The sequence below is a fragment of the Plantactinospora sp. CA-294935 genome (assembly GCF_050936445.1).
Classification (GTDB): Bacteria; Actinomycetota; Actinomycetes; order Mycobacteriales; family Micromonosporaceae; genus Plantactinospora.
On sequence record NZ_JBNJMU010000001.1, the window covers coordinates 1,941,343 to 1,953,433 of the forward strand.

A 12,091-nucleotide genomic window follows, 5' to 3' on the forward strand; every position below is an offset into this window, starting at 1 on the left:
CACCCGAGGACCCGGTCGACGCCCTGGGCGGAACGTGCGGCGGACCGGACGTCTGCACCCCGGACGACTCCACCGACCCCGCGATGGCCCAGGTCTGACGGCAGGGGAGATTTCATGCCGGAATAGGGTATAAGGCCGCGCCGACCGGGAACGCAGGGCCGATCTACGGCTCTGGGAGGGTGAGATGCGGTACCCGAGTGCGGCCAGCGACAGCCGCCCCGCCGCCGGGCGGAGCGGCCGGCCAGCCGGCGGCTCCGGTCGATGACGCCACTCGGGTTGAGGATTCCCGGCGTGGACCTGCGCCGCGTCCACCTGCCCAGCCTGCCCGAAGCCCTCTCGCCGCGCAGCGTGCCGCAACTCGTCGCCGGAGTCGCGCACAACGCCGAGTCGATGGTGACCCGGGCGGCCCGGGCCGCCGGACTCGATCGCCGTGCGGTCTGGACCCGGCCCGGTCGGCACCACATCGAGGTGCACGGCATCGCCCAGCCCGGTGGTGAACGGCTGGGCGCGCAGATCGAACAGGCGCTGGAGGCGGTGCCCGGGGTCGAGTGGGCCCGGATCAACGCCCCCTCCGGACGGGTGGTGGTGGCGGTCGGCACGCCCGCGCCGCGACTGCGGGAGCTGATCGCGGTGATCGCCACGGTGGAGCGTACCGACGGACGGGAGCCCGACCCGGACTGCGCGGAACCGCATCCCCCGGAGGAGGGGCCGCGGACCCGGCGGGCGATGACCCGGATCGCCACGGACGCGTTCGGGCTCGGCCTGTCGGCAGCGGTCCGGATCATGCCGTTCACCCGGGCACCGGGCGAACTCGCCGGCCTGCTCCGCGCGGTTGACCTGCACCCGAGGCTGCACGCGCTGGCCGGCCGGGGGCTGCGCGGCGACCACCGGGCCGACTCCTGGCTGCCGCTGGCCACCGTGCTGGCCCAGGGCCTGACCGGCGGCTGGGCCGGAATCCTGCTCGACGGTGCCCAGCGGGTCCTGCAGTGGGGCGAGGCCCGGGCCCAGTTGGCCGCCTGGGAGAAGACCGAGCCGCTGCTCGCCGGCACCCCGGAACGGGCCCGGGCGGCACCGCCGCCGGACGAGCGGCCACGCCCGAAGCCGGACGGCCCGGTCGAGCGGTATCTGGCCCGGGTGCTCGAATCCGGCACCGTCGCCGGCGCCGCCGCGCTCTCGCTGGGCGGCCGCAAGCGGGCGGCCGCGCTGGCCCTGTCCAGCATCCCGAGCGCGGCCGTCGCCGGCCGGGAGGCGTACGCGGCCCGGCTCGGCTGGCTGCTCGCCCGCCGGGGCGTGATCGCCATGGACCGTACGGTGCTGCGCGAACTGGAACGCCTGGACGTGTTGGTGCTGGACGCCGCCGCGCTGCGTTCCGCCCGGGGCGTCCTCACCGACCTGCTACCGCTGCCCGACGTCGACGCCGAGGAGGCGGCGGGACGGGCCTTCGACCTCTTCGACCCGGAGACCCCGGACCGGGTACGCGACGCCGACGGCTGGAGCCTCGGCCCGCTCGACGCGCTGCGGCTGCCCGCCGGGGTCGGCGCCGAGCAGATCGCACGGCTCCGCCCGGACGGTGGCACCCTGCTCGGCCTGACCGCCGACGGCCGGCTCGCGGCGGTGGTCCGGGTGGCCGCCGAACCCGCCCCCGGAATCGACGCGCTGCCGGCCGCGGCCCGGCGGGCCGGCCTGCGCCTGCTGGTCGCCGACGACGGCGACGGTGAGCACGACTTCGCGGACGGGCACCTGCCCGGCGGGCCACGACTCGCCGGGTCGATCCGGTCGTTGCAGTCCGAGGGGGCGATGGTCGCCCTGGTCTCCGGCGATCCGCGTGCGCTGGCCGCCGCCGACTGCGGACTCGGGATGTGGCACGCCGACGAGCCGCCGCCGTGGGGCGCCCACCTGCTGGTCGGCTCCGACCTCGGGGTGGCGGCGCTGGTGGTCGAGGCCGCCGGACTGGCCCGTACGGTAGCCCGGCAGAGCATCGCGCTGGCCGCCGGAGGCAGCGGGCTCGGCGCGGTGGCGGCGTTCACCGCGGCACCGGCGCAGCTACCGGCCCGGGCCATGACGGCGGTCAACGCCGCCGCCGGACTGGCGATCGGGCACGGCGTCTGGCGGGCGGGCCGGCTGCCGCAGCGGCGTACCTCGACCGCGGCCCCGCCGACGCCCTGGCACCTGATGCCGGTACGCAACGTGCTGGAGAGGCTCGGCACCGACCAGGCGGGCCTCTCCACCGAGGAGGTCGGGCGGCGCGGCCGGACGGCGTCGACCGGCCCGGCCGACAACCTCGACCTGCCCCGGGCGTTCCTCGAGGAGCTGGCGAACCCGCTCACCCCGGTACTGGCCGGCGGCGCCGGGCTCTCCGCCGCGGTCGGCTCGATCGCGGACGCCGCGCTGGTCGGCGGGGTGATCGGGCTGACCGCGCTGATCGGCGCCGCGCACCGGGTCTCCACCGAACGGTCGTTGGCCGAACTGCTGTCCCGGTCGGCGGTGACCGCCCGGGTCCGGCGGGACGGCACCGAGCGGGTCGTCGCCGCCGGCGAACTGGTCCCCGGCGACATCGTGGCGCTCGATCCGGGTGACGCCGTGCCGGCGGACTGCCGGGTGGTCGAGGCGGTCGGCCTGGAGGCCGACGAGTCGTCGGTGACCGGGGAGTCGCTGCCGGTGACGAAGACCAGCCAGCCGGTGGTGGCCGCCGCGGTCGCGGACCGCCGCTCGATGCTCTACGAGGGGACCACCGTCGCCGCCGGCCGGGGCCTCGCCGTGGTGGTGGCGACCGGGGCGGACACCGAGGTCGGTCGGGGGATGGCGCTGGCCGGCGAGGCCGCTCCGACCAGCGGGGTCGAGGCCCGGCTCGGCCGGCTGACCAAGATGTCGATTCCGCTCGCCGCCAGTTCGGCGGTGGCGGTCGCCGGGGCCGGGCTGCTCCGGGGCGTACCACTGGTGGAGTCGGCCGGCACCGCCGCCAACCTCGCGGTCGCCTCCGTACCGGAGGGATTGCCGTTCCTGGTCAGCGCCGCGCAGTTGGCGGCCGCACGCCGGCTGGCCGAACACGGCGCCCTGGTCCGCAACCCGCGCACCATCGAGGCGCTGGGCCGGGTCGACGTGCTCTGCTTCGACAAGACCGGCACCCTGACCGAGGGCGAGCTGATGCTGGCCGGAGTCGGCGACGGCGAGCGGTACGCCGACCTCGACGCGCTGGACAAGCCGCTGCGTGGCGTACTCGCGGCGGCGCTGCGGGCCACCCCGGCGGCCGACCGTCCGGAGGAGGTCAGCCAGCAGACCGACCGGGCGGTGCTGACCGGCGCTCGCCGGGCCGGCGTCGGCACCGGCACCCGGACGCACCCCTGGCAGCAGGAGCACGCGCTGCCGTTCGAGCCGTCCCGGGGCTACCACGCCACGGTCGGCCGACACCGGGGCCACCACCTGCTCAGCGTCAAGGGCGCCCCGGAGACGATCCTGCCCCGGTGCACCCGGCACGGCGACCGGAGCCTGGACGAGGCCGGTCGGCGGGCCCTCCAGGAGACGTTGGACCGGCACGCCGGGGCCGGGCAGCGGGTACTCGCGGTGGCCGAGCGGGAACTGCCCGGCGACACGGTCACCGAGACCGACGTCGAGGAGCTGACCTTCGTCGGCTTCCTGGCCCTCTCCGACGGGGTACGCCAGAGCGCCGCCCCGGCGGTGCACCGGATCCGGCAGGCCGGGGTGCACACCATCATGATCACTGGTGACCATCCGGCCACCGCCGAGGCGATCGCCGCGATCATCAGCACCGACGGCACCGCCCAGCGGGTGGTCACCGCCACCGAACTCGACCGGCTCGACGACGACGCGCTCGCCGAGCGGCTGGCCCGGACCGACGTGGTCGCCCGGTGCACGCCGACGCACAAGGTACGGATCATCCGGGCGTTGCAGAAGTGCGGCCGTACGGTGGCGATGACCGGGGACGGCGCCAACGACGCGCCCGCGATCCGGCTCGCCGACGTCGGCATCGCGCTCGGCCAGCGGGGCACCCCGGCCGCCCGGGCCGCCGCCGACCTGGTGGTCACCGACGACCGGCTCGAAACGATCATCGCCACCCTGGTCGAGGGGCGCGCGATGTGGTCCTCGGTACGGCACGCGCTGAGCATCCTGGTCGGCGGCAACCTCGGCGAGATCGCGTTCAGCGTGCTCACCGCCGCACTGACCGGCCGGTCGGCGCTGAACGGCCGGCAGATGCTGCTGGTCAACCTGCTCACCGACCTGGCACCGGCGATGGCGATCGCGGTCCGGGCACCCCGGGAGGAGAGCATGGAAGGCCTGCTCACCGAGGGGCCGGAGACCTCCCTCGGCGCCACCCTCACCCGGGAGATCGCGCTCCGGGCCGGTACCACGACCCTCGGTGCGACCACCGGCTGGACCCTGGCCCGCTACACCGGGACCCGCCGCCGGGCCGGCACGGTCGCGCTCGCCTCGCTGGTCGGTACCCAGCTCGGCCAGACCCTGCTGGACGGTGGAGCGAGCCCGAGCGTGCTGGCCTCGACCGCGGTCTCGGTGGCGGTCCTCGCCGGGGTGATCCAGACCCCGGGGCTGAGCCAGTTCTTCGGCTGCACCCCGCTCGGGCCGGTCGGCTGGGGGATCGCCGCCGGCAGCGCGCTGAGCGCCACCCTCACCAACGCCGCCGTCGACCGGCTGATCACCCCGCCGGCCGCCGACGGCCACCCCGCCGGGACCGGCGGTTCGCCACCGGCCGGTGATGCGGCCACGAACGGCGACGGCACCACCGGTCGGGGCGACGGCACCACCGGCCGGTGAGAATGCCCCGGTCGGGAAGGCAGTCGGGTGGTCGAGGAGTGGCCGGCCGGGCGGCCGGTGTCCGGGTGAAGGTCGGCAGCGGTCTCGTCGCTCCGGTAGGGGTCAGCCGACTCCGGAACCTGCCACCGCGAGGAGAGACTTCGCATAGGAAACGAACTGGGACACCGCGACGAATCCCGCCCGCTCGTAGATCCTGACCGCGCCGGTCGGGTTGGTCGCGTCGACGTTCAACCGGGCCGTCGTCTTCCCGCCCGAAGCAGCGGCGCGCAGTACGTCGGCGAGTAGGAGAGACGCGATGCCTCGGCCGCGCCAGGCTGGCCTGGTACCGACGACGCCGATGTACAGGTTCTCGGGCTGGGTCTCGTCGTCGAAGGACAGGACGTAGGCGACGATCTCCTGGCCGTAAACGATCCGGGACAGGTCTGGCCGGAAGACTGTCGACGCCGTGGTTTGGGCGGTCCACTCCTGCATGCCGCGGGGTTCGTGTCCGAAGTGCCCGGCAAAGGCGTCCAGGTGTGCCGCGTAGAGTGCCGCCGGGTCGACGTCTGCGGCGCTCTGCACCCGCAGCCCGTCCGGCAGCGCCCCGCCGGCCGCCACTGTGGTCGGTGCCTCCATGACGAACCAGTACCGAACCTTGGCGAAGCCCGCGCGCTCGAGCAGACGCCGGGCCGCGGTGTCCTGCCGGAGAGCGCCTGCCCGAACGGTCCAGTCGACTGCGGGCGCGACCCGACGATGCAGATCGTCCAGGCGTCCGAGCTGCCAGGCCAGGAGATCCCGACCGATGCCTCGACCACGCCAGGCCGGATGGACGGTACCTCTCAAACGGGCCTGCTGACCTCCGTCCGCCGGCACCGAGACCAGCCCGTACGCGACAGCCGTGCCGTCCGCGGTGACCGCCAGCCGAGTATCCAGGTCCACATCCCGTACCTCCCGCATCCGGGCGCCCACGTCGTGAGGCCCGAACAGCGGCGGTCCACCGAAGTGGACCTCGACCTCGTTCAGGAGCGCCGCCAACGCCGGAGCATCCCGGTCGACATATGACCGAACGACCACCGCCATGACCGCAGACTCTACGATCCGTCCCGGTCGGTCCGCCGTCGCCGGGAAGGTCGCTCGTCGTACGTCACCCGCCGGACGTACGCCTCGGTGGACCGCGACAGGTGGGAACGACGCTCCCGAGATACACGGCGACACACTCAGATATGTCGCTACTTCTATTAATTTCCCTTCGAGATCAGTAGCGTCACGGTAGCCATCGGTGGCGGGGGCCACCGAGAGATGGCAGACGGAGGGGGACATATGCGTCGAACGATCGCCATCCTGGCCGCCGGAACGTTGGTGGCCGCAGGGTTGACACCGGCCGGTGCCCAGGCCCGGCCGGGTACCGACGAGCGCACCACAGGCGCTGCCGCCAGCGCCCCGACCATCGGCCTCGCCAAGGTGAAGCCGAGCGCCGCGAAGCAGCCGGCCGGGCCGAACCCGTTCCTCGCGCTGCTGCCGGATCCCGCCAAGGCGGACTACGTCGGGTGGAAGAACTGGCTGGCGAAACAGGGCGACCAGCGGGCCGGGCTGCGGGCGCAGCAGCGGACGGTGGCCGCCGCACCGGTGCTGGCCGACGAGGAGGAACCGGCCGGCATCCGGGGCGGCAACGACACCCCGGCCACCGCGCAGCGGATCACCGGATTCGGTACCGCCGGCAAGGACAATCCCCGGCTGCGGATCCTCGGCACCCTCTCTCCGGAGCAGGTGGACGCGACGGAGATCGAGCCGAACCCGGAGGACGACGGCGCCATCCCGCTGGCCGGCGAGACCGGGGTCGGTGCGGCCGAGCAGGCCGTCACCACCACGGCGGCGATCGGGGACGGCCCGCACGGCAGCACCGGCAGCGGCAGCGGTGACTTCGACTTCTACGAGGTGACCGGCACCGCCGGCCGAACCCTGACGGTCGACATCGACACGCCGGCCGGCGAACTCGACTCGGTCGTGCTGCTCTACGACGCCGAGGGCGAGTTGATCGCGCTCAACGACGACAGCCCGGAGGGACTGGACAGCCTGCTGGTGCACCAGTTCGCCGCCGACGGCACCTACTACGTGGCGGTGGTCGGCTTCCCGACGATTCCGGAGGACCCGTTCGACTCGGCCAGCGGTGCGGGTGCCGGCAGCGAGGGGCCGTACCAGGTGACCATCGGGACCGCCGAGCAGGACAGCGACTTCTTCGCCGTGAAGCTGCGGCCGGGTGACGTACTCGGTGCCTCGGTCGAGGGGTCGGCCGCCAAGATCACGGTCTACGACCCGGAGGGCCACGAGGTACACGGCTCCGACCAGGACGGCTCCTCCCTCTATCCGCCGAACAGCCCGCTCCCGGGCGGCGGAAACGCGGTCACCGAGCACGTGGCCGACGAGGCCGGCTGGCACTACGTCGGCGTCAACCTCGGCGACGGCATGTACGACATCACGGTCGAGGCGTACCGGCCGGGACAGCAGCCGCGGCAGACGCTCTTCCTCGACTTCGACGGTGCGCGGATCAACACCGCCATCTTCGGCGGCCCGGGCGTACGCACCCTCAGCCCGATGCGCTCCTTCCTCGGCCGCTGGGGGCTGACCGCCGCCGACGAGGACGCGGTGATCGACGCGATCGTCGCCGAGGTCCGGGAGAACCTGCGCCACGACATGATCGAGAGTGGTCTCAACCAGCGCTTCGACATCCGGATCCTGAACAGCCGGGACCACGCGGACCCGTTCGGGCAGGCGAACGTCAGCCGGATCATCATCGGCGGCAGCATCGAGGAGTCGGGCGTACCCACCATCGGGGTCGCCCAGTTCATCGACCCGGGCAACTTCGGCACCCAGGACTCCGCCCTGGTGCTGCTGGACGTGCTGAGCGACCCGGCCGGTGACGACGCGTCGCTGAACACGTACCTCAGCGGGGCCAGTGACCGGATCGGCTTCGTCGGCCAGGCGGTGGGCAACGTGACCGCGCACGAGGCCGGGCACTTCTTCGGCGACTGGCACGTCGACCAGTTCAACGACCACGCCAACCTGATGGACCAGGGCGGCAACTTCCCGCTCATGTTCGGGGTCGGCCCGGACGGCGTCGGTGGCACCGCCGACGACCCCGACGTCGACTTCGGCGAGGACACCTTCAACCCGGGCGAGGGCTTCACCGGCACCGAGGACACCCTCAGCCGGATCGTCTTCGGCGTCACCCGGTGAACGCCGACTAGCACCGTCGACCGTTCACGGCGGCCCCTTCCGGTTGCACCCGACCGGGAGGGGCCGCCGGCTGTCCGGGGTCGATCCGGCCGGCACGCACCGCCGGCGGAGAAATTTTCCGGCCGTTGTCCTCCCGGCCGCCGGCTCTTCGACGCGTTGGTAGACAGGCACTACGCAGGATCAAAGGAGTCCGACGATGCGATTCATGTTGCTGCTCAAGGGGGCTGGTCGCCGGCTTCTACCTGATCCAGGTGGCGTCGCGGGAGGAGGCGATCGAGTGGGCGAGGCGCTGCCCGGTCGGGAGCGGAGCCTACTGCGCGAGTGGCGAGGCGCTGCCCGGTCGGGAGCGGAGCCTACTGCGCGAGTGGCGAGGCGCTGCCCGGTCGGGAGCGGAGCCTGCTGCGCGAGCGGGCCGCCGCCTGCGCGGAGCGGCTCCCGGCGCCGGCCGGTGATCCGGAGCGCTGACCGTTCCGGAGCCGGTCGTGATGGTGTCTGCCGTCATGGTCACGCACGGTTCCCCGGTCGCCCCGCCCGCCGGTACGTTGCCTGCAGCCGGTGATCGAGGGCTCGCCGGTGCGGTGTGCCGACGTCGTCGCGCACGACTACGGACGAGGCGAGGAGTACTGATGCGGTACGTACGGCTGGGCGGTTCGGGACTGGAAGTGTCGAGCGTCGTCCTCGGATGCATGAGCTTCGGCGACCCGCAGCGCGGCACCCACTCCTGGTCGGTCGGGCTGGACGAGGCGCGGCCGTTCATCCGGCAGGCGATCGAGGCCGGGATCACCACCTTCGACACCGCCAACGTCTACTCCCTCGGCACCAGCGAGGAGATCACCGGAAAGCTGCTCGGCGAGTTCGCCCGGCGGGACGAGGTGGTCATCGCCACCAAGGTGCACGGCCGGATGGGTCCGGGGCCCAACGGCGGTGGACTGTCCCGGGCGGCGATTTTGACCCAGGTCGACGAGAGCCTGCGCCGGCTCGGCACCGACTACATCGACCTCTACCAGATCCACCGGTACGACCCGGACGTGCCGATCGAGGAGACGATGGAGGCGCTGCACGACCTCGTACGGGCCGGCAAGGTGCGCTATCTCGGCGCCTCCTCGATGTGGACCTGGCAGTTCGCGCAGGCGCAGTACACCGCCGACCTGCACGGCTGGACCCGGTTCGTGTCCATGCAGGACCAGTACAACCTGATCATGCGGGAGGAGGAGCGGGAGATGCTTCCGTTCTGCCTCGACCAGCGCGTCGGGGTGCTGCCCTGGAGCCCGTTGGCCCGGGGCCGGCTGACCCGGGACTGGCAGGTCACCACCACCCGCAGCGAAACGGACAACTTCGGCGGCACCCTCTACAAGCAGGCCGAGGAGGCCGACCGGCGGGTGGTCGGCGCGGTCGCCGAGGTGGCCGGCGCACTCGGGGTTCCCCGGGCTCAGGTGGCGCTCGCCTGGCTGCTGCACCAGCCGGCGGTGACCGCCCCGATCGTCGGTGCGACGAAGCCCGAGCACATCACCGACGCGGTCGCCGCGGTCGACCTGTCGCTCGGCGAGGACGAGCTACGCCGGCTCGGCGAGCACTACGTACCGCACGCCCCGGAAGGCTTCTGACCGGTCGCCGGACGGTCGGGCCGGGCGGTAACCACCGCCGAACCGGCCGTCCGGCGACCGGTACCGTGATCGAATGTTGTCTCCGGGAGTCGTGCTCAACGACCGCTACCTGCTCGGGAACCGGGTCGCGACCGGCGGCATGGGAGACGTCTGGTCCGCCACCGACACCCTGCTGAAGCGACGGGTCGCGGTGAAGGTGCTGCTGCCGGCGCTGGTCTCGGACACCGAGTTCATCACCCGGTTCCGCACCGAGGCCCGGCTGATGGCCGCGCTGCGGCACCCCGGCATCGTCGCCGTCTACGACTACGGCGAGGACGCGGAGGTCGACGGGCGCCGGGTGGACTACCTGGTCATGGAGTTCATCGACGGGACGTCGCTGTCGAAGCGGATCAGGGAGCTGGGCCGACTGGGCGTCGCCGAGACCCTCTCCGTGCTGACCCAGGCCGCCCAGGCACTGCACGTCGCGCACCAGGCCAGCATCGTGCACCGGGACGTCAAGCCGAGCAACCTGCTGGTCCAGCCGGACGGTTCCGTCGTACTGGTCGACTTCGGGGTCGCCCGGTCGGCGAACGTGACCAGCATCACCGCCAGCAACATCGTGCTGGGTTCGGCGCACTACATGGCCCCGGAGCAGATCGCCGGCCGCCCCGTCTCGGCGGCGACCGACGTGTACGCGCTCGGCGCGGTCGGGTACTCCTGCCTGACCGGTCGGCCGCCGTTCACCGGCAGCAACCCGCTGCACATCGTGACCCAGCACCTCCAGGACGCGCCGCCGGCGCTGCCGCCGGACGTACCGGCCCCGGTGGCGATGCTGATCAACCGGGCCCTGGCGAAGGAGCCGGCCGACCGGTACCCGAGTGCGGCGGAGTTCGCCGAGGCCGCCCGCGCCGCCGGGCACGCCATCTCGTCCTCCTCGACGGTGCCGCTGCCCTCCGGCCCGCCCCCGCAGTCGACCATCCCGCCGCCAGCCGGACCGCTGCCGCCGGCCGGGGTTTCGCCGTCGACGTTTCCGCAGGGCTGGTCGGCCGGGCCCGGGCACACCGGGCCGACCCTGCCCGCCGGGCCCGGCGCGGTCGACGCGGTCGGCGCGGTAACCACCGGCGGCAACCGGCGCCGCACCGCCGTACTGGCCGGGGTGGCGGCCACCGTCGCCGTCGCGGTGGTCGGCCTGGTCGCGCTGCTGGTCCTGCAGCCCGGGCCGGAGGAGTCGACGACGGGGCCGCAGAACCGGGTACGGGTCGGCACGTCGACCAGCGGGGACCCGGGGACCGGGGCCGACGAGACCGAGCCGGCGGCCCAGGCCAGCGCGAGCGCCGGGCCGAACCCGTCGGTGAGCACACCCGGCCCGGACCGCTCGGCGGCGGCCCAACCCAGCCAGCCGGGCGGTGCCGGCGAGCCGGACCCGAAGCCCAGCGCCACCCGTCCGGAGCCCGAGAAGAACCCGCACACCCCGGGCAAGGTCTGCGGCAGCGGGTACGAGGTCATCGACTCGGCGACCCTGAACGGCGCGAACGGGGCGCAGTTGGCCCGGGTGTACCTGCTCTACAACAGCAGCAACGGCAACAACTGCACGGTCGCCCTCAAGACCAGTTCGGTCGGCACCGCGAGCCAGGTCTCGGCGTACCTGGAGGTGCAGGGCGGCAGCCGGCACACCGACGGCGGCGCGTTCGAGTACTACGCGGGCCCGGTACGGGCCAAGGCCGCCGGAACCTGCGTCAGGTGGGGCGGGTCGGCCGGCGGGGTCAGCTACAACAGTCCCTTCGAGCACTGCGACTGAGATCGGTCGTACCCGCTGCGCCGACCCGGATCGGCCAGAATTGTCGAGGACGGGTACTCCGCTCCGATCTCAGTCGCCCAGTTCCGGGAGAGCGCGGACTCCCGCCGACGTTCCCCCGGGTCAGGGCCGCTGGACCCGCTCGTTGACGCACTGGTCCACGGACAGGACGTCGCCCGTCCGCTCGGCCGGGCCCGGACGATGCCGCTGGAGCCGGCGCTCGCCGGCCTCGAGTACGCCCGACGCAGCTCCTTCCACGGTGCCCGCAAGCGCTTCCGGGGCACCCGGCTGGTCGCCACCGACCTGGACTGGTCGGCCGGGGACGGCCCCGACGAGGTACGCGGACCCGTCGCCGACCTGCTCATGCTGGCCACGGGTCGGGCCGCCGGCCTCGCCGCAATCTCCGGGCAGGGCGCCGAACGCATCGCCGCGACGATGCAGCCGAGGGACCCGGCCGTGCTCGTCGGTCGACCGTAGTCTCGGTGCCGTGCCGGCGGACGACTTCACCATCAGACTCACCCACGACCAGGCCGCCATACTGTCGGTTGCCCCCGGCCCTGTACGCAACTCGTCAGGTAGTTGAGTCGCCAGGGGGCGCCGCGATCGGACACGTACGGGTTACGTCCTCCGACAGAACCAGATCGTTGATCTCCAGTCGGTCGACCCGTACCGAGTGCAGCCGTACCTCCTGGATGACGGCGCGGCGGATCAC

The 12,091-nt window shown here is 73.4% G+C and carries 6 protein-coding genes and 2 pseudogenes; 7 read left to right on the forward strand and 1 reads right to left on the reverse strand.

Annotation, left to right across the window (positions count from 1 at the left end; genetic code table 11):
* Nucleotides 1-261 precede the first annotated feature (261 nt).
* Nucleotides 262-4,788 carry an HAD-IC family P-type ATPase gene (locus ACQEVC_RS08755; RefSeq protein WP_432874951.1) on the forward strand — a complete coding sequence of 1,509 codons (4,527 nt, stop codon included), beginning with the start codon at nucleotides 262-264 and terminating at the stop codon, nucleotides 4,786-4,788.
* 102 nt (nucleotides 4,789-4,890) lie between these two features.
* On the opposite strand, the gene ACQEVC_RS08760 is transcribed toward ACQEVC_RS08755, so the two are convergent.
* Entirely contained in the window at nucleotides 4,891-5,847 is a 957-nt protein-coding gene (locus tag ACQEVC_RS08760; RefSeq protein WP_432874953.1) for a GNAT family N-acetyltransferase, read from the reverse strand.
* 240 nt (nucleotides 5,848-6,087) lie between these two features.
* On the opposite strand from ACQEVC_RS08760, the gene ACQEVC_RS08765 reads away from it, so the two are divergent.
* The 6 genes and pseudogenes from ACQEVC_RS08765 to ACQEVC_RS08790 all read left to right on the forward strand — a co-directional run bounded on the left by ACQEVC_RS08765 (nucleotide 6,088) and on the right by ACQEVC_RS08790 (nucleotide 11,856).
* A complete protein-coding gene (locus ACQEVC_RS08765; protein WP_432874956.1) occupies nucleotides 6,088-8,001 on the forward strand; it encodes a PPC domain-containing protein in 1,914 nt (637 codons plus the stop codon).
* Between the two features lie 125 nt (nucleotides 8,002-8,126).
* Nucleotides 8,127-8,303 (forward strand): annotated as a pseudogene (locus ACQEVC_RS08770) (YciI family protein); the annotation flags it as partial.
* Nucleotides 8,304-8,322: 19 nt separating this feature from the next.
* Nucleotides 8,323-8,466, forward strand: a complete 144-nt coding sequence (locus tag ACQEVC_RS08775; protein ID WP_432892094.1) for a hypothetical protein — start codon at nucleotides 8,323-8,325, stop codon at nucleotides 8,464-8,466.
* Between the two features lie 161 nt (nucleotides 8,467-8,627).
* On the forward strand, nucleotides 8,628-9,605 hold the full coding sequence (locus tag ACQEVC_RS08780) for an aldo/keto reductase (protein WP_432874959.1): 978 nt from the start codon (nucleotides 8,628-8,630) through the stop codon (nucleotides 9,603-9,605).
* 73 nt (nucleotides 9,606-9,678) lie between these two features.
* A pseudogene (locus ACQEVC_RS08785) lies at nucleotides 9,679-10,551 on the forward strand (serine/threonine-protein kinase); the annotation flags it as partial.
* 1,029 nt (nucleotides 10,552-11,580) lie between these two features.
* Nucleotides 11,581-11,856, forward strand: a complete 276-nt coding sequence (locus tag ACQEVC_RS08790) for a hypothetical protein (protein ID WP_432874962.1) — start codon at nucleotides 11,581-11,583, stop codon at nucleotides 11,854-11,856.
* The last annotated feature ends 235 nt before the right edge of the window (nucleotides 11,857-12,091 follow it).

What these genes read in the sequence shown, in the direction of transcription:
- ACQEVC_RS08755 (WP_432874951.1), top strand. Translation starts at nt 262, where the DNA reads ATGACGCCACTCGGGTTGAGGATTCCCGGCGTGGACCTGCGCCGCGTC.
- ACQEVC_RS08760 (WP_432874953.1), bottom strand. Translation starts at nt 5,847, where the DNA reads ATGGCGGTGGTCGTTCGGTCATATGTCGACCGGGATGCTCCGGCGTTG.
- ACQEVC_RS08765 (WP_432874956.1), top strand. Translation starts at nt 6,088, where the DNA reads ATGCGTCGAACGATCGCCATCCTGGCCGCCGGAACGTTGGTGGCCGCA.
- ACQEVC_RS08780 (WP_432874959.1), top strand. Translation starts at nt 8,628, where the DNA reads ATGCGGTACGTACGGCTGGGCGGTTCGGGACTGGAAGTGTCGAGCGTC.
- ACQEVC_RS08790 (WP_432874962.1), top strand. Translation starts at nt 11,581, where the DNA reads ATGCCGCTGGAGCCGGCGCTCGCCGGCCTCGAGTACGCCCGACGCAGC.